At 62.6% G+C, this 18,089-nt stretch carries 16 protein-coding genes; 4 read left to right on the forward strand and 12 right to left on the reverse strand.

The features are described from left to right. Positions 1-366: 366 nt before the first annotated feature. A complete protein-coding gene (locus KJQ96_RS12675) occupies positions 367-1,197 on the forward strand; it encodes a sulfite exporter TauE/SafE family protein (RefSeq protein ID WP_213286932.1) in 831 nt (276 codons plus the stop codon). A gap of 143 nt (positions 1,198-1,340) precedes the next feature. Here the strand turns inward: KJQ96_RS12675 and KJQ96_RS12680 are convergent, their stop codons facing one another. From KJQ96_RS12680 to cysG, 12 genes are all read right to left on the reverse strand, one after another. Continuing rightward, positions 1,341-2,129, reverse strand: coding sequence for a 3-hydroxybutyrate dehydrogenase (locus tag KJQ96_RS12680; RefSeq protein WP_213286933.1), 789 nt, complete (start codon positions 2,127-2,129; stop codon positions 1,341-1,343). 5 nt (positions 2,130-2,134) lie between these two features. Beyond that, complete coding sequence (locus KJQ96_RS12685; RefSeq protein ID WP_213286934.1) at positions 2,135-3,310, reverse strand: patatin-like phospholipase family protein; 1,176 nt, start codon at positions 3,308-3,310, stop codon at positions 2,135-2,137. Positions 3,311-3,447: 137 nt separating this feature from the next. Next, positions 3,448-3,945 (reverse strand): CAP domain-containing protein, encoded by a 498-nt coding sequence (locus KJQ96_RS12690; protein ID WP_213286935.1) that lies wholly within the window; start codon positions 3,943-3,945, stop codon positions 3,448-3,450. Positions 3,946-4,037: 92 nt separating this feature from the next. Next, positions 4,038-5,087, reverse strand: coding sequence for a sulfate/molybdate ABC transporter ATP-binding protein (locus KJQ96_RS12695; protein WP_213286936.1), 1,050 nt, complete (start codon positions 5,085-5,087; stop codon positions 4,038-4,040). Then, a complete protein-coding gene (gene cysW / locus KJQ96_RS12700) occupies positions 5,077-6,075 on the reverse strand; it encodes a sulfate ABC transporter permease subunit CysW (protein WP_249734015.1) in 999 nt (332 codons plus the stop codon). The genes KJQ96_RS12695 and cysW overlap by 11 nt, the downstream gene beginning before the upstream one ends. A gap of 10 nt (positions 6,076-6,085) precedes the next feature. Then, positions 6,086-6,892 (reverse strand): sulfate ABC transporter permease subunit CysT, encoded by an 807-nt coding sequence (gene cysT / locus KJQ96_RS12705; protein ID WP_213287133.1) that lies wholly within the window; start codon positions 6,890-6,892, stop codon positions 6,086-6,088. A 69-nt stretch (positions 6,893-6,961) separates the two neighbouring features. Beyond that, positions 6,962-7,951, reverse strand: a complete 990-nt coding sequence (locus tag KJQ96_RS12710; protein WP_213286937.1) for a sulfate ABC transporter substrate-binding protein — start codon at positions 7,949-7,951, stop codon at positions 6,962-6,964. A 136-nt stretch (positions 7,952-8,087) separates the two neighbouring features. Then, positions 8,088-8,819 (reverse strand): phosphoadenylyl-sulfate reductase, encoded by a 732-nt coding sequence (locus KJQ96_RS12715; RefSeq protein WP_213286938.1) that lies wholly within the window; start codon positions 8,817-8,819, stop codon positions 8,088-8,090. After that, positions 8,816-9,331 (reverse strand): DUF934 domain-containing protein, encoded by a 516-nt coding sequence (locus tag KJQ96_RS12720; RefSeq protein WP_213286939.1) that lies wholly within the window; start codon positions 9,329-9,331, stop codon positions 8,816-8,818. Before KJQ96_RS12720 ends, KJQ96_RS12715 begins: the two co-directional genes overlap by 4 nt. After that, positions 9,318-10,973: a nitrite/sulfite reductase gene (locus KJQ96_RS12725; RefSeq protein ID WP_213286940.1), complete on the reverse strand. Its 1,656-nt coding sequence runs from the start codon at positions 10,971-10,973 to the stop codon at positions 9,318-9,320. Before KJQ96_RS12725 ends, KJQ96_RS12720 begins: the two co-directional genes overlap by 14 nt. 13 nt (positions 10,974-10,986) lie before the next feature. Beyond that, on the reverse strand, positions 10,987-11,298 hold the full coding sequence (locus tag KJQ96_RS12730) for a DUF2849 domain-containing protein (protein WP_065747452.1): 312 nt from the start codon (positions 11,296-11,298) through the stop codon (positions 10,987-10,989). Further along, positions 11,295-12,731 carry a siroheme synthase CysG gene (cysG, locus tag KJQ96_RS12735; protein ID WP_213286941.1) on the reverse strand — a complete coding sequence of 479 codons (1,437 nt, stop codon included), beginning with the start codon at positions 12,729-12,731 and terminating at the stop codon, positions 11,295-11,297. The genes KJQ96_RS12730 and cysG overlap by 4 nt, the downstream gene beginning before the upstream one ends. Positions 12,732-12,983: 252 nt before the next feature. Between cysG and cysD the strand changes: the two genes are divergently transcribed. The 3 genes from cysD to KJQ96_RS12750 all read left to right on the forward strand — a co-directional run bounded on the left by cysD (position 12,984) and on the right by KJQ96_RS12750 (position 18,082). Then, positions 12,984-13,778, forward strand: coding sequence for a sulfate adenylyltransferase subunit CysD (gene cysD / locus KJQ96_RS12740; RefSeq protein ID WP_213287134.1), 795 nt, complete (start codon positions 12,984-12,986; stop codon positions 13,776-13,778). 24 nt (positions 13,779-13,802) lie between these two features. Next, on the forward strand, positions 13,803-15,719 hold the full coding sequence (cysC, locus tag KJQ96_RS12745) for an adenylyl-sulfate kinase (protein ID WP_213287135.1): 1,917 nt from the start codon (positions 13,803-13,805) through the stop codon (positions 15,717-15,719). A 200-nt stretch (positions 15,720-15,919) separates the two neighbouring features. After that, entirely contained in the window at positions 15,920-18,082 is a 2,163-nt protein-coding gene (locus KJQ96_RS12750; protein ID WP_213286942.1) for a malate synthase G, read from the forward strand. Positions 18,083-18,089 lie beyond the last annotated feature (7 nt).

The following is an 18,089-nucleotide window of genomic DNA, read 5'->3' on the forward strand; positions in this document are numbered from 1 at the left end:
TGTAGGCCACTGGAGCGGTTGGAAGACGGCCGCCTGCACCTCAAGTCCGTGTCGTAACCGTCCTGCGTTATCCGTTTCCGGATTTTCTATCGTTTGCGCAAGGACACGATCGATATCCTGCACATCCGACAACGTCGCGACGGCCCGTTAACGAGGTTGACCAGCAGGGCCCCGCCAGGCGGCCGACGGCATCGGCGAGGCAGGATACCGGTTTCGCTCTGCACCGCCAAATTGGGGAAAATAACCACCGGATTCCCATGTGCGCATGAAATATTCTTATTTCACCCGATGCGCCGCCATCGATAGGACGTTTATCCCCTGCGTTGATATATACCCGCACATGCCAAATGGAACTTGCACCCGGAAATGATTGATCCGCTTTACGTTGCCTCGGGATTCGGCGTCGGCCTGCTCGTCGGGATGACTGGTGTCGGCGGCGGCTCGCTGATGACGCCGTTGCTGATTCTGCTATTCGGCATCCACCCGTCGACCGCTGTCGGCACCGACCTTCTATATGCCGCTGCCACCAAGACGGGCGGCAGCTTGGTGCATGGCTTTGCACGCAGCATCCACTGGCCGGCAGTGATGCGCCTTGCCAGCGGCAGCATCCCGGCAAGCGTCGTTACCTTGCTCGTGCTGTGGCAACTCGAGCTCAAGGGGGAGGCCGCGCGCAGCCTGGTCAATCTGGTGCTGTGCTTCGCGCTCCTCCTCACGGCGACATCGTTGATCTTCCGCAGGGCGATCATGGATCACTATCGCCGGCGCATGGAAGGGTTCGATGCCGCGGCGACCGGCCGCGCGACCGTGATGGTCGGCGTGGCGCTCGGTGTGCTGGTCTCGATTTCATCCGTCGGCGCCGGCGCCGTCGGCGTCACTGCGCTCTTGCTGCTCTATCCGCGCCTCCCGATGGCGAGCATTGTCGGCTCCGACATCGCGCATGCGGTGCCGCTGACGCTGGTGGCCGGCATCGGACATTGGGCGCTGGGTTCGGTCGATTGGGCGCTGATGGGTGTGCTGTTGATCGGATCGTTGCCCGGCATCGTGATCGGGAGCTACTGCGCGGTTCGCGTGCCGGAGACGGTGCTGAGGGTGGTGCTGGCCTCGGTGCTGATTCTGGTGGCCAGCAAACTCGGCTTCAACGAGTTGCATTTTTCGCAGGCGAGTATCGCAGCCGTGACCGGGAGCGTCGCCCATTAGCGCGTTTTCCAGCGAAGTGGACACCGGTTCGCGTTCAAGAAAACGCGTCAAACAAAAACCTGGAGCCCGGTTCTGATTCAATCAGAACCGAAAAGGCTCCAGGCGCGCTTCCCGGGCCGTTCGAAATTCCTCGTTCGCAATTGCTATGCCGCGGTCCATCCGCCATCGATCGACAGATTGGCGCCGGTGATCTGGGCGGCATCGTCGCTGCACAGGTACAGCGCCAGTGCGGCGACCTGTTCGGAGGTCACGAACTCCTTGGTCGGCTGCGCCTCCAGCAACACGTCGTTGATGACCTGCTCCTTGGTCAGGTTGCGCGCCTTCATGGTGTCGGGAATCTGCTTTTCCACCAGCGGCGTCCAGACATAACCGGGGCTGATGCAGTTGCAGGTGATCTTGAACGTCGCAAGCTCCAGCGCCACCGTCTTGGTGAGACCGGCAATGCCGTGCTTGGCCGAGACATAGGCCGCCTTGAACGGCGACGCCACCAGCGAATGCGCGGAAGCCGTGTTGATGATACGGCCCCAGCCGCGCTTCTTCATGCCGGGGACTGCAGCGCGGATGCCGTAGAACGCCGATGACAGGTTGATGGCGATAATGGCTTCCCACTTCTCGGCCGGAAACTCCTCGATCGGCGAGACGAACTGGATGCCGGCATTGTTGACGAGGATATCGACCGAACCAAACGTCTTCTCGCCAAGCGCGACCATTTCGGCAATCTCGGCGGGCTTGGTCATGTCGGCGGGCGAGTGCACGGCGCGGACCTTGAAGTCGGTCTCGATGCCGGAACGCTCGCGCTCGATATCGGCCGGCACGCCCATGCCGTTGAGCACGACATTGGCGCCGGCGGCGGCAAAAGCGCGCGCGTAAGCCAATCCAATGCCGCTTGTCGAGCCGGTCACGACAGCGGTCTTGCCTTTTAACGTACCCATTCCATTCACTCCTGCTTGCCTGCGGCGCTCTTCGAAACATCCCCCGTCATATCGTAGGCCATCATGGTCTGGCCGGATTGCGGACGCTCCAACACATCCTTGTGACGCATCGACAGATGAACGTCGCGGACGCCTGCGTTCCAGTGTTCGACCATGGCGACATGCGAAAAGTCGTAATCCTTGGATGACGTTTCGTAGTTCTTGCTCTTGTAGATCAGATGCACGACGGTGACGGTGTTTTCCTTGGCCGCGTTGCAGAGAACTGCCACCGACGGATCGTTCTTGAGATCATCGGGCAACTTTCCGAGCAGCTCGCGCAGCGCCTTCCGCGCGTTGTGCACCTGCTTGTTCTTGTCGGTAGTCATGCGGGTGCGGCTGGAATAGCGGATGTCCTTTTCGCGCTCTGCGGCCTCCAGCAGCGACGTCGGCAATTCGCCGCGCGCGCTGAACAAATCGACTTGAAAGATCAGGAGATCGCGGTTGGATTCCTCACCCAGCACGTAATCGAGCGGCGTGTTGGAAGCGATGCCGCCGTCCCAATAGTGCTCGCCTTCGATCTCGATGGAAGGAAAGCCGGGCGGCAGCGCGCCGGAGGCCATGATGTGCTCCGGGCCAATCTTCTTGCCGCGCTTCCTGAAATCGAAATTGTCGAAGTATTTAAGGTTGCCCGAGGTTACTCCGACCGCGCCGACGCTGAGCCGCGTCTTCAGATCGTTGATGCGGTCGAAGTCGACCAGCCGCTCCAGCGTTTTCTTCAGCGGCGCAGTGTCATAATAGCTTTGCGATTGCCGGCTGCCCGGCGGCCACAAGGGTGCAGGTGGAATGCGCGGCGTGAAGAAGCCCGGTACGCCGAAGGTCGCAATCAGCGCGGCACTGGTCTCGTTGAACAGCGAGCGCGCGCGGTCGCCTGATGCGACGGGCTTCCATGGCACCGGAGATGACACCATCTCCCAAAATTCTTTCAGCCGATCGACGCGCTTTTCACCTTCGTTGCCGGCAATGATCGCGGCATTGACGGAGCCGATCGAAATGCCCGCGATCCATTCAGGTTCGAACCCCGAGCGGCACAGCGCCTGAAAGGCACCCGCCTGATAGGAGCCGAGCGCGCCGCCCCCTTGCAGGACCAGCACACGCTGCGCTTTGGCGGGCGTGGTTGCCGGCGCGGTATCGGAATAATCCATCGTGACCGTCGGCTAGTGGACAATGACCGGTGCACCGTGGCGGCAGTTCGCGACGGCGTCAATCAGGCAGGATCGAAGCAAGGATCACGCCGAGTTTATCGTTTTGTGAGAGGTCGAAGCCCGCATCCAGCGTTGCCTCAGGTTGATGCAAGGATCAGCGTCCAGAACACCTTGTATTTGGTGTTTGGAGCGTAAACCGCCGCGATGCCCAATTTTGTGACACCATTCTTGAGCATATTGGCCTTGTGCGGCGGCGAGTCGCGCCAGCCGGAAAAGGCTTCCGCCATCGTGTGATAGCCGGCCGAGATATTCTCGACGGCAAGCTTCGCCGGATAGCCTGAGGCCCCCAGCCGCTTCTCCAGCGGGCCCTTCACGTTGTGGTCCATCTTGTTGCGGGCCGCCATCGCCTGCGACTGCTGCTCCGCCAGCTTGATCAGATCGGGATCGACCACGACGGCGCCGAGGCCATTGTTCTGGCGATATTGCGAGATCAGAAGCGCCGCCGCCACAGGGTCGAGCGTGGCGCCGGGTTGGGCCATGTCGAGATACATGGCCGGCTGTTCCGGAATCTTGACGTCTGCCGAGCAGCCGGCAAGCAGCAATAGGCCGATAATGGCGGTGGTCGCCCGTTTCACTGAAAGAATCCCCCGAAGAAGCCCCTAAGCCTGGATGGCCGCTTGTTGCATACCAACCGTGGCTGAATGGTGAACGGGCCGTCGTTTCGACGTCATTCCTGCGCGGCAAAGATCCGGTAGCGGCGGGGTTGCAGGCTGATGATTTCGCCGGCCTGGAGTTCCCGGTCGCGGGGGGCGTCGATCTCGATCACAGTCTTGCCCTCCCCGCCCGTCAAGGCGATCTCCGCCCGCTGGATCGGGCCGAACGAGCGGACATGGCGCACCGCGCCCTCCAGCGAGCCGGTTCCGGCGGGCCCGATCTGCATGTCGTGGCGACGGACGAACAGCTTTGAGGCGCCGGAGGCTGCACCATCGGCGGCGATATTGAGCGGCCGGCCGCCGAGCCGCACCGAGCCGCCTGAGACCTCGACCGGCAGCACGATGGATTCGCCGATGAAGCCGTGGACAAAGGCGGTCGCCGGATTGTCATAGACGTCGCCTGGCGTGCCGATCTGCTCGATGCGCCCCTTGTCCATCACCACCACGCGGTTAGCGACTTCCAACGCCTCTTCCTGGTCGTGGGTGACGAAGATCGAAGTGACATGGATTTCGGAATGCAGCGAGCGCAGCCATTGCCGCAGCTCTTTCCGCACCTTGGCGTCGAGCGCGCCGAAGGGCTCGTCGAGCAGGAGGATGCGCGGCTCGATCGCAAGCGCGCGTGCCAGCGCAATGCGCTGCCGTTGGCCGCCCGACAATTGGCTGGGATAGCGGTTTGCCAGCCAGTCGAGCTGCACCAGGTCGAGCAATTCCTTGACGCGGGCACGGATCGTGGCCTCGTCCTTGCGGACGGCGCGCGGCTGCACGCGCAAGCCGAAGGCGACGTTCTCGAACACCGTCATGTGGCGGAACAACGCGTAGTGCTGGAACACGAATCCGACATGGCGTTCGCTGGCGCCGTGGCCGAGCGCATCCTCGCCATCGATCCGCACCTCGCCCGCATCGGGCCAGTCGAGGCCCGCGATAATCCGCAGCAGCGTGGTCTTGCCCGACCCGGATGGGCCAAGCAGCGCCAGCAATTCGCCTTTGCCGACCTTCAGATCGACATTGTCGAGGGCCGCGAACGCGCCGAATCTCTTGACGATGTTTTTGACTTCAATGGTCACTTGGATCGTCCCTTAAATCATCCCTTGGATCGTCTCTTGGGGTTTGTCCTTCATCCAGACGCTGCTCGAGAACGGTCTTCACGACCAGCGTGATCAAGGCCAGCATCGCCAGGAGCGAGGCAATCGCAAACGAGGCTACGAACTGATATTCATTATAGAGGATCTCGACCAGTAGCGGCATGGTGTTGGTCTCGCCGCGGATATGGCCCGACACCACCGACACCGCGCCGAACTCGCCCATGGCGCGCGCATTGCACAGCAGTACGCCATATAACAGGCCCCATTTGATATTGGGCAGAGTGACGCGGAAGAAGGTCTGCAGGCCTGACGCTCCCAGCGAGATCGCGGCTTCCTCCTCCTGCGTGCCCTGCTCCTGCATCAGCGGGATCAGCGAGCGGGCCACAAACGGAAACGTCACGAAGATGGTCGCGAGCGCAATGCCGGGCACGGCGAACAGAATATGGACGTTGTGGGCCTGTAGCCAGGTGCCCCAATAGCCCTGCGCGCCGAACAGCAGCACGAAGACGAGGCCCGAAATGACCGGACTGACCGAGAACGGCAGGTCGATCAGCGTGACCAGGAAGGTCTTGCCGGGGAAATCGAACTTTGCGATCGCCCAGGCCGCGATCACCCCGAACAGCAGATTGAGACCGACCGAAATCGCCGCCACCAGCAGGGTCAACCGAATTGCCGACAGCGCCTCCGGCTCGGCCAGCGCGGCGAAATAGGCGCCAAAACCCTTCGACAAGGCCGATGCGAACACCACGACCAGCGGCAGCACGACAAAGATGGTGAGGAAGCTGACGGCAAGCGCGACGATGACGAAGCGGACCGGCCCCGGCTCTGTCCGAAAATCCTTGGGTGAAGCAAGCGCCCGCGGACGCTCGCGCGCTTCGCGGCGCGACAGCGAGGAAATGGCCGCGCCCGCCGTTGACGCGTAGGCCTTTAGCGGCGCCTCCGGAGTCACAAAGCTCGTTTGCGTCGACATCGATCGGCCCTCAATGCGCGGGAATGCGGGTTTGCGCCCAGCGTTGCAGGCGATTGACGGCAAAGATGATCACGAACGAAGCCAGCAGCATGACGACGGCAATCGCCGTCGCATCGGCGTAGCGAAATTCGGACAACCGGATCACGATCAGCAGTGGCGCGATCTCCGATACGTTGGGCAGATTGCCGGCGATGAAGATCACCGACCCGTATTCGCCGACCGCGCGCGCGAATGCCAACGCAAAGCCGGTCAGCAGCGCCGGAATCAGGCTCGGCAAAATCACCCGGAACACGGTGTGCCAGCGGTTGGCGCCGAGGCTTGCGGCCGCTTCCTCGATTTCCGGATCGAGATCGATCAGGACGGGCTGAACCGTGCGCACCACGAAGGGGATGCCGATGAAAATCATCGCAATAAAAATCCCAATCGGCGTGAACGCCACCTTGATGCCGAGTTCAGCCAGCGGCGCCCCAAGCCATCCCTTCTGTGCGAACAACTGCGTCAGCGCCACGCCCGCGACCGCGGTCGGCAGCGCAAAGGGAATGTCGACGATGGCATCGAAAATCCGCCGGCCCGGAAAGCGGTAGCGCACCAGCGCCCACACGATGATGGTGCCCATCACCAGGTTGACGCAGGCTGCGGCAAAGGACAGACCGAACGAAATCTTCAGCGCATTCAGCGTGCGGCGGCTGCTGAGAATTTCCCAGAACTGGGCGGGCGAAAGCTCGAGCGTCTTGAGGAACAGTCCGGCGAGCGGAATGAGGATGATAATTGAGAGCCACGTCAGCGTCAGGCCCATGGTCAGACCGAACCCGGGCAAGCTCGTGCGCCGTGCGACCGCTGTGTTCACAAATCCCCCTGCTTCCGCTACGGCCGCCCGTTGGCCGGATCAGTTCTTGTAGATCTGGTCGAAAATGCCGCCTTCGCCGAAGTGATCTTTCTGCGCCTTGGTCCAACCACCGAAAACGTCGTCGATTGTGAAAAGTTCGACCCTGGCGAAGGATTTTTCGTGCTCCTTCGCAATTTCCGGATCGCGCGGACGATAGGAATTGCGCGCGGCGATTTCCTGGCCTTCTTTGGTATACCAATACTTCAGATAGGCTTCGGCGACGGCTCGCGTGCCTTTTTTATCGGCAACCTTGTCGACGACCGAAATCGGCGGCTCGGCGAGAATCGACAAAGGCGGCGCGACGATCTCGAATTTGCCCTTGCCGAATTCGCGCTGCGCCAGGAATGCCTCGTTCTCCCACGCCAGCAACACGTCGCCGACGCCGCGCTCGACGAAAGTTACGGTCGAGCCGCGCGCGCCGGTATCGAGCACCGGCACGTTGTTGAAGAGATCGGCGACGAACTTCTTCGCCTTGTCGGCGGAACCGAATTTCTTTTCGGCAAAGCCCCATGCCGCCAGGTAATTCCATCGCGCGCCACCCGAGGTCTTCGGGTTCGGCGTAATCACCTGCAGGCCGGGCTTGATCAGATCGTCCCAATCCTTGATGGCTTTTGGGTTACCCTTGCGCACCAGGAATACGATCGTCGAAGTATACGGCGATGCATTGAGCGACAGGCGCTTCTGCCAATCCGGCGCCACCAGCCCCTTCGCAGCGATGGCGTCGATGTCATAGGCCAGCGCCAGCGTGACGACATCGGCCTGCAGCCCGTCGATTACCGCGCGCGCCTGCGAGCCTGAGCCGCCATGCGACTGCTTGATTTCGACGCTCTTGCCGTTCTCTTTCTGGTAGGCCGCCGCGAACGCCTTGTTGAAATCGGCGTACAGCTCGCGCGTCGGATCGTAGGACACGTTGAGTAAGGTGTAGTCGGCAGCGAAGGCCGAACTCGCCCAGAGCAATCCGGCAACAAGCGGCAGAATGCGACGGATCATCGTTGATCTCCATTCGGCTTGACGAAGCATATCATCAACCACGAGCGCATAAGTGCTACGAAAGGCCGCTTAGTCAACGAAACCGCATTTCATTGTTTGCGGTTCCGCAGCTTCCTTGTCCTATGAAGTCCGGACTCTAGGAAGTTTTGGTCGTATGGATGCCGCATTCCGTCTTGGGCCTGCCGCGCCAACGGCCGGCGCGGGCGTCCTCGTCCGGCGCCGTCCGGCTCGAACACGGCATGCACCCGACCGAGAGATAACCCGAGGCGACCAGCGGATGCGGCGGCAATTTGGCGAGCTTGTAAATCGCCTCGATCTCTTCGCGCGACACGTTGGCAAACGGATTGAATTTCAGCCTGTCGCCGTCGTCCTCGACAACGGGAATCTCAGCGCGCGCGCCGCCCTGAAACCGCTTGCGTCCGTTGATCCAGGCCGAGAACGGTTTGAGCGCCCGCGCCAGCGGCTCTACTTTACGGATACGGCAGCAGGCGTCGGGATCGGAAAACCATAATTCGCGATCGGGATCCTGGCGTGAGAGCGCTTCTGCCAGCGGCTTGATCGAGCGGACGTCGCGGAGACCAAGCGCAGCAATCAGCGTATCGCGATAGGCGAGCGTCTCCTCGAACAGCCAACCTGTATCGAGGAAGATCACGGGAATCGCGGGGTCGACGTCGGCCATCACCTTCAGCAGCGCCGCCGATTCCGTACCGAACGACGACACCAGCGCAAGCTGCTCGCGGCCGACGGTCTTCAGCGCGGTTTCAATGACATGCGTCGGCGAAGCGTCGCGCAAGGTATCGTCGAGCGTCTGCGCCGAATGAAGGATCGCTGCTTCAGCGGCGACCACCTGCTGTGAAATCGTGCTCACTGGCCGGCACTCTCCGAATGACGCAACTGCATCCGCCGATTGAGCGCCGTGACGCGGCCATCGCCGGTCGGTTGGTAGAACACCGAATAGCGCTTCATGGTCTCGGCGAAGGCATCGGCGTCGGCATCCTTCTTGACCTCGAACGCGTCGAAGCCGGCGCGCGACATGAACACGAACTGGTCGCGCAGCACCTGGCCGGTGGCGCGCAGCTCGCCGTCATAGCCATGCCGCTCGCGCAACAAGCGCGCCTGGCTGTAGGCACGGCCATCGCGGAAGGTCGGGAACACCAGCGCGACGGCGGCCAGGCGGTCGAGATAGGGCACGAGATCGTCGACGGCTCGGCTGTTCGGCCAGATCACGCCGGTTTTGCCGGCACGCTTGAGAATGGCTTCCGGATCTTCGAGGAACCGCGCTGACGAAAGGAGGACCGCTCCGTCGCCCGGCAATTCGGCGCCGTCGGCAACATGGACGAACAGGTCGGTGGCGATTCTTCCGTTCTTAACGAGTGGCATAGACCCGCTCCTTGAATGGCTCGACGCCCAGACGCTTGACCGTATCGACGAACAGTTCTTCGGGACGGTCGCGCAGCGCGAGATAGGCTTCGACAATGTCTTCGACCACGTCGGCAACTTCCGCATAAGGGACGGCCGGGCCGATCAGCGCGCCCATCTGCGCGTTCTCGTCGGCGCGGCCGCCAATCGTGATCTGGTAAAACTCCTCGCCGTTCTTCTCGACGCCGAGGATGCCGATGTGGCCGACGTGGTGATGGCCGCACGCGTTGATGCAGCCGGAGATGTTGATGTGCAGCCGGCCGATCATGTCGGCGGTGTCGTGGTTGGCAAAACGCCGGGTCAATTCCTGTGCGATCGGAATCGAGCGCGCGTTGGCGAGCGAGCAGTAGTCGAGCCCTGGGCAGGCGATGATATCGGTGACCAGATTGACGTTCGGCGTGGCGAGCCCGAGACGGTCGAGCGCCTTCCACAACTGCGGCAGGTCGCGCTTGGCAACATGCGGCAACGCCAAATTCTGCTCGTGGCCGACGCGGATTTCGCCGAAGGAGTATTTATCGGCGAGATCGGCGATCGCGTCCATCTGGTCGGCAGTGGCGTCGCCGGGCGGGCCGCCCACCGGCTTCAGCGACAGCGTCACGATCGAATAACCCTGCACCTTGTGCGGGGCCACCGAGTTCTTCCGCCAGCGCTCGAACAGCGGATCATGCGCGGCCTGCTTCAGCTCGTCCGGCATGTGCGGAAGTTTCTCGTAAGCCGGATAGGAGAAGCGCGAACGCACCTCCTCGATGACGGAATGGTCGAGTGTCAGGGCGCTGTGGCCCATCTGCCTCCATTCCTCGTCGACCTCACGCGCGAACTTCTCGATGCCGAGCTCATGCACCAGGATCTTAATGCGCGCCTTGTAGATGTTGTCGCGACGGCCGTACTGGTTGTAGACGCGCAGGATCGCCTCGACGTAGTTGAGAATGTCGCGGCCGTGGACGAACGGCTTGATGGTTTTGGCGATGAACGGCGTGCGGCCGAGGCCGCCGCCGACCAGCACCTCGAAACTGGTCTCGCCGTCGGCGTTCTTGTGCAGGCGCAAGCCGATGTCGTGGATCTTGATCGCGGCACGGTCGTGCTCGGATGCGGTGATCGCAATCTTGAACTTGCGCGGCAGGAACGAGAATTCCGGATGCAGCGTGGTATGCTGACGCAGGATTTCCGACCAGATGCGGGGATCCTCGACCTCGCCGGGCGCGACGCCGGCCCATTGGTCCGAGGTGACATTGCGCATGTTATTGCCCGAGGTCTGCATCGCGTGGATGCCGACCTCGGCAAGCTCGGCCAGCGCATCGGGCAACTCGGCAAGCTTGATCCAGTTGAACTGGATGTTCTGCCGCGTGGTGAAATGGCCATAACCGCGGTCGTAGCGGCGGGCAATATGGGCAAGCCGGCGCAACTGCTTCGACGACAACGTGCCATAGGGGATCGCGACGCGGAACATGTAGGCGTGCAATTGCAGGTACACGCCGTTCTGCAACCGCAGCATCTTGAATTCGTCCTCGGTGAGTTCGCCCGAGAGGCGGCGCTTCACCTGATCGCGGAATTCCGAAACCCGCTCGTTGATGAGCGTGCGGTCGAGTTCGTCATATGCATACATGATGGATCAGCCTTTAGGCCGGAAGAAGGTCGATGGTGAGGCCCTTCGACCGGATGTGTTCACGGAGGTTGCCGGGCTTGACTACCCCGCCTTTGAGCTCGACCGGCGCGATATAGGCACCGACTGCGCCGACGTCATCGGCAGCGCTTTCGGCGAGCAAAGCACGCGCATCATCCGAAGTGCTCACGATCGCAGCGTCGGACAGAGCGGTCGACCAACCCTGTTGTGCGGTCCGGTAGACCACGGCGCCATCCCAGGTGCGGTTGGCGGTCACCACCGACGGCCCAGTGATTCTGATTTTCTTTTGTTCGAGCGGAGAGGTCATTCGGCAGCATCCAATAGTTTTGAGATGACTTGATTGAGGTTGGACTGGCGCCACGGCGCGGAATGCGCGACGACGTCGCCGATGATGAGAATAGCGGGGCCGCCATCGATTTTTTCGACCAGCGCGGGAAGGTTCTCGAGCGTCCCGACCACGGCCTGCGCATCCGGCCGCGTCACGCGCGCAAATATTCCGACCGGCGTTTGTGGCGACCGCCCTGCGGCCAGAAGCCCTGCGCGGACCGACGGTGCGGCCGTCATGCCCATGTAGACCACGATGGTCATCTTCTTGTCGGTCAGCACCGACCAGTCGACGGCCTCGGCGTCCTTTGCCTTGTGCGCGGTCAGGAAAGTGATGCGCAGCGCTTCATGCCGATAGGTCAGCGGCGCCTCGAACTGCGCGGCGGCGCCGAGGCCTGCGGTGATGCCCGGCACCACCGAATAGGCAACGCCTGCGGCGCGCAGCACTTCGATTTCCTCGCCGCCGCGGCCGAAGATGAAGGGATCGCCGCCCTTCAGCCGTACCGCGCGCTGTCCAGCCTTGGCAGCCTCGATCAGCAGCTTGTTGATCGCATCCTGGCCGATGCCGGGCTTGCCGACGCGACGGCCGACCGGAATGCGCGAAGCGTCGCGGCGGATGCGGTCGAGAATTTCCGGCGACACCAGCTCGTCGTAGAAAACGACGTCGGCATCCTGTAGCGCGCGCAGCGCCTTGATGGTGAGCAGATCCGGATCGCCCGGCCCCGCGCCGACCAGCGTCACCCTGCCCTCGGCCTTGCCGTCCTTGCTCGCGCCGGCGAAGGCGGAGGGATCGGCGATTTCATTCAGCGCGGTTTCCGCCTCGGCCTTGCGCCCGGCCAGAACCAGCGCACCAATCGGGCCGTCAATCACGCGCTCCCAGAAGCGGCGGCGCAGCGCAAATTCGGGAATGCGTGTATGCATCGATTTACGAAAGCTGCCGATGAAGGCGGCGAGATCGCCGATGCGCGCCGGCAGCACCGCTTCGATGCGCTCGCGCACGCGACGCGCAACCACCGGCGACGCGCCGCCGGTGCCGACGGCGACGACGACGTCGCCGCGATCGACGATCGCGGGAAAGATGAAAGTGGAATGAGCGAGATCGTCCATCACGTTGACGGGCAGACCGACCGCCTTCGCGCGCACTGACATCGCAACGCCGATATCACCGGCGCCGGCGCAGAGCACCGCGATGACGCCTGAGAGATCGGCAGTGAGCGGATCGCCGGTTGCGCGCTCGATCCGCGCGGCAGTGGCCGCATCGAGTCCCGAAACGTCATGGCTGCCGTCGGTCGCATACCAGCGAATGTTTGCACCGGCCGATGCCAGGAGGCGCAGCTTCGCGCGCACAAGTTCGCCGGCTCCGACGAGCAGCACCACGCCGCTTTGCAGATCGAGAAACACGGGCAGAAATCGCATGCGAAACTCACTTCCCCACTTCGGGGTTGACTGGAATTATTTTCTATATATGTGTCGTTCAGCGCCCGCAAAGAGAAAATTTTTTCTTCTCTGTTGCGTCGCGACTATAGAATTTTCGCCCTCCAAGGCCAAGGCCCAGAGATGCATCTTCTCAATCCCGACTCTGCCAAAGACCGGTTGCGTGGCGCCGACCGCAAAAGCGGCGCCACCGTCGAACAAATTTTCACCGATGGACGGCTGCCGCCGCCCTCGATGGATCATCTCGACGAGCTCGAGGCACAGAGCATCTACATTCTGCGCGAGGCGTTCGCGCGGTTGAAAAAACTCGCGCTGCTGTGGTCGCTCGGAAAAGATTCCAACGTGATGATCTGGCTGGCGCGCAAGGCCTTCTTCGGCCGCGTGCCGTTTCCGGCGCTTCACGTCGATACCGGCAAGAAATTTCCCGAGATGTACGCCTTCCGCGATCGCTTCGGAAAAGAGTGGGATCTCGATCTGAAAGTCGAACCCTGCCCGTCGATCGATGCCGTCGATCCAACGCTACCGCCGGCCGCACGTTCGGCCGCTCGCAAGACCGAAGGGCTGAAGTGGGCCCTGACCAAATATGGTTTCGACGGATTGATTGCCGGCATCCGCCGCGATGAGGAGGCCACGCGCGCCAAGGAGCGCGTGTTCTCTCCGCGCGGACTCGAAGGCGGCTGGGACGTGCGCGATCAGCCTCCGGAGTTCTGGGATCAATTCAACGCTTCAGTGCCGCAAGGCGCACATCTACGCGTCCATCCGATCCTGCATTGGACCGAGGCCGACATCTGGGCCTACACCAAGCGCGAAAACATTCCGGTCATTCCGCTCTATCTCTCGAAGGACGGCAAGCGCTATCGCTCGCTGGGCGATCAGGACATCACCAATCCGGTTGCTTCGACCGCCTCCAGCATCGACGAAATTCTCGCCGAGCTCGACGGCACCAAGGTGCCGGAGCGCGCCGGCCGCGCACTGGATCATGAAACCGAAGATGCTTTCGAGCGGCTGCGCGTCGCCGGCTATCTCTAACGGACATTTGCTGTGAGCGTTGCGATGAACATGATCCTGCCTGCCAGCGTTTCGGCAACACCGAACGGCACCACCCGCCCGCAAGTCCGCATCGTCATCGTCGGTCACGTCGATCACGGCAAATCCACGCTGGTCGGCCGCCTGCTGCACGAAACCGGCAGCTTGCCTGAAGGCAAGCTGGAGATGCTGAAAGCGGTCAGCGCGCGACGCGGCATGCCGTTCGAATGGTCGTTCCTGCTCGATGCGCTGCAGACCGAGCGCGACCAGGGCATCACCATCGACACCACGCAAATCCGCTTCCGCACCCGCTCGCGCGACGTCGTACTGATCGACGCGCCCGGCCATGCCGAATTTCTGCGCAACATGATCACCGGCGCCTCGCAGGCCGACGGTGCGGTGCTGATCATCGACGCGCTGGAGGGCGTGCGCGACCAGACCCGGCGGCATGGCTATCTGCTGCATCTGTTGGGCATCAAGCAGGTCGCGATCGTCGTCAACAAGATGGACCGCGTCGATTTCAGCGCGGATCGCTTCAAGGAGATCAGCGACGAAATTTCGGCGCATCTCATCGGGCTCGGCGTGACGCCCTCGGCCGTGATTCCGATTTCCGCACGCGACGGCGACGGCGTTGCGGAGCAGACGCCACGGATCGGCTGGTACCGGGGACCAACCGTCGTCGAGGCGCTTGATGCGCTCGAGCCGGCGCGGCCGCTGGAGCAACTGGCGCTGCGGCTGCCGGTGCAGGCGATCTACAAGTTCGACGACCGCCGCATTGTTGCGGGCCGCATCGAGTCCGGACATCTGAGTGCCGGCGATGAAATCGTCATCATGCCCGCCGGCAAGATCGCGAAGATCAAGACGGTGGAGAGCTGGCCGGTCACGCCGCTCAACGGCAGCCATGGCGCCGGCCGTTCGGTCGGCATCACGCTCGACCGCGAATTGTTCATCGAGCGCGGCGATGTCATCGCCCATGCGGGAGCTACCCCGCGCGACACACGGCGCATGCGCGCGCGCATTTTCTGGCTGCACGACAAGCCGCTGTCGAAGGGCGACCAGATTCTGATCCGCCTCGGCACGCGGGAAACCCGCGCCAGCGTGGTAGCGATCGAGAAGGCGGTCGATCCCGGTGAACTCTCCAACGAGGAGACCACGGCGATCGCGCGCAATCATGTCGGCGAAATCGACATCTCGCTGGCGCAGCCGATCGCGGCCGATCCCTATCAGGAAAATTCGCGCACCGGTCGGCTGGTGATCGAAGTCAATGGCCGCATCGCCGGCGGCGGCCTCGTGCTGTCGGTCGACGCCGGACAGCGCGCTATTCCGATCGACATCGTGCCGGTGGAATCCGCATTGCGCCCGGAAGAGCGCTCGGCGCGCTACCGCCACAACGGCGCGGTGATCTGGCTGACCGGCCTGCCGGGTTCGGGCAAATCGACGCTGGCGCGCGCACTCGAGCGACGGCTGTTTTCGCGCGGCGGTTCGCCTATTCTGCTCGATGGCGACACGCTGCGCGCCGGCCTCAACGGCGATCTCGGCTTCTCGGCGCATGATCGCACCGAGAACATCCGCCGGCTGGCGGAAGTTGCGACCCATCTGGCGCGCAACGGGCACATTGCCGTCGTCGCGGCGGTGTCGCCGTCCGCTGACGATCGCGCAGCCGCGCGACGCGTCGCCGACGCTTCGTTCCGCGAGATCTACGTCGCGACGCCTGCCGAAGTCTGCGAGAGCCGCGACCCCAAGGGCCATTATGCTAAGGCGCGCGCGGGCACGCTGCAGGCTTTCACCGGCATCGGCAACGACTACCAACCGCCGGCCCAGGCGGAGCTGCGCATCGACACCTCTGCGCGCTCGATTTCGGACGCAACTGACGATATAGAGCGAATGCTGGCGGAGACCGGCATTCTGTTCGACGAACTCGTCGACCTCGCGGCCAACATTTAAAAGCGTTTTCGAGCGAAGTGGACGCCGGTTTGCGTGAAGAGAACGCGTCCAAATAGGGCCTTCCACTTCTTTTGGGGCCTTCTCATCGACCCGGCTTTAGGGCTAAAAGGGCGGCCAATGCCGCCCCTTTGGCGCGTTTTTTGCTGTTTTCGTCTGAAAACCAGCAATTGAACGCCAGTTTTTGCCCGAGAAAGCCCATCATGAATCGTGTCGATGCCCACGGATTAAAGATCGCCCCTGTTCTGTTCGACTTCATCGCCAAGGAGGCGACCCCTAAAACCGGGATCTCGCCCGATGCATTCTGGGCCGGCGTCGCCGCCATCGTCAAAAAGCTCGGGCCGAAAAATCGCGAGCTGCTCGCCCTCCGCGACGCGCTGCAGGTCAAAATCGACGGCTGGCATCGCGCCAACAAGGGCAAGGCGTTCGACATGAACGCCTATACGGCCTTCCTGAAGGAGATCGGTTATCTCCTGCCCGAGCCGGCTACGCAGAAGGTCGAGACATCGGATGTCGACGAGGAGATCGGCAAGATCTGCGGACCGCAGCTCGTCGTTCCCCTGACCAATGCCCGCTACGCGCTGAACGCGGCGAATGCGCGCTGGGGCTCGCTCTATGACGCCTTCTACGGCACCGACGCGATTCCGCATGATCCGAGCGAGGCTGGCCGCGGCTACAACAAGGCGCGCGGCGACAAGGTGATCGCCAAGGCCAAGGCGTTCCTCGATTCCGCCGTGCCGCTCGCGACCGGCAGCCACACCGACGTGACCTCGTATAGCGTGATCGCCGGCCAGCTTGCGGTGAAGCTCAAGAGCGGCAACGCCACCGCGCTAAAATCCGCGTCGCAGTTCGCCGGCTACCAGGGCGACGCCGCTCAGCCTTCCGCGGTCCTGCTCGTCAACAACGGCATGCACGTCGAAGTGAAGATCAACCGCAATCATGCGATCGGCAAGGACGATCCGGCCGGTGTCGCCGACATGATTCTGGAATCGGCGGTTTCCACCATTCTCGACATGGAAGACTCGGTTGCCGCGGTCGACGCCGAAGACAAGGTGCTGGTCTATCGCAACACGCTCGGCCTGATGAACGGCACGCTTTCCGCCGACTTTGAAAAGGGCGGCAAGGCCGTTCAACGATCTCTCAACCCTGACCGCGTCTACAAGACGCCCGACGGCAAGGAGCTGACGCTGCACGGACGCAGCCTGCTGCTGATGCGCAATGTCGGCCATCACATGTTCACCGACGCCGTGCTCGATGAAAAGGGCGAGGAGATTCCGGAAGGGTTGCTCGATGCTGCGGTCGCCGGTCTGCTCGCGATCCACGACCTCAAGGGCAACTCGAAGGTCAGGAATAGCCGCACCGGCTCGGTCTACATCGTCAAGCCGAAGATGCACGGCCCCGACGAAGTCGCGCTGACCTGTGAATTGTTCGGCGAGGTGGAAAAGCTGCTCGGACTGCCCGAGAACACCATGAAGGTCGGCATCATGGACGAGGAGCGCCGCACCACGGTGAACCTGAAGGCCTGCATTCAGAACGCGTCGAAGCGCATCTGCTTCATCAACACCGGCTTCCTCGACCGCACCGGCGACGAGATTCACACCTCGATGGAAGCGGGTCCGATGATCCGCAAGAACGACATGAAGGCGCAGCCCTGGATCAAGGCCTATGAAGACTGGAACGTCGACATGGGCCTGATCGACGGCCTGCCCGGCCATGCCCAGATCGGCAAGGGCATGTGGGCGGCGCCCGACAAGATGGCCGACATGCTCACCCAGAAACTCGGCCATCCACAGGCCGGTGCGACCACGGCATGGGTGCCGTCGCCGACCGCGGCCACGCTGCACGCGCTGCATTATCACCAGGTCAACGTGATCGCGCGACAGGAAGAGCTCGCCAGGGGCGGCCAGCGCGCAAAACTCTCCGACATCCTCACCATTCCGGTTTCGCAGTCGAACTGGGCGCCGGATGACGTGAAGCAGGAGATCGACAACAACTGTCAGGGCATCCTCGGCTATGTCGTGCGCTGGATCGACCAGGGCGTCGGCTGCTCCAAGGTGCCCGACATCCATGACGTCGGCCTGATGGAAGACCGCGCGACCTTGCGCATTTCCAGCCAGCATCTGGCGAACTGGCTGGCGCATGGCGTCGTCAGCAAGGATCAGGTGATGGAATCGCTGAAGCGAATGGCCGTCGTAGTGGACAAGCAGAATGCCAGCGACCCGCTCTACAAGCCGATGGCGCCTTCGTTCGACGGCGTTGCTTTCCAGGCCGCCTGCGATCTTGTCTTCAAGGGCCGCGAGCAGCCGAACGGCTACACCGAATACATTCTCACGGCGCGCCGCCGCGAGGCAAAAGCGGCGGGCTGAGCCATGT

It is taken from the genome of Bradyrhizobium sp. sGM-13, from assembly GCF_018398875.1.
In the GTDB taxonomy this organism is placed as follows: domain Bacteria; phylum Pseudomonadota; class Alphaproteobacteria; order Rhizobiales; family Xanthobacteraceae; genus Bradyrhizobium.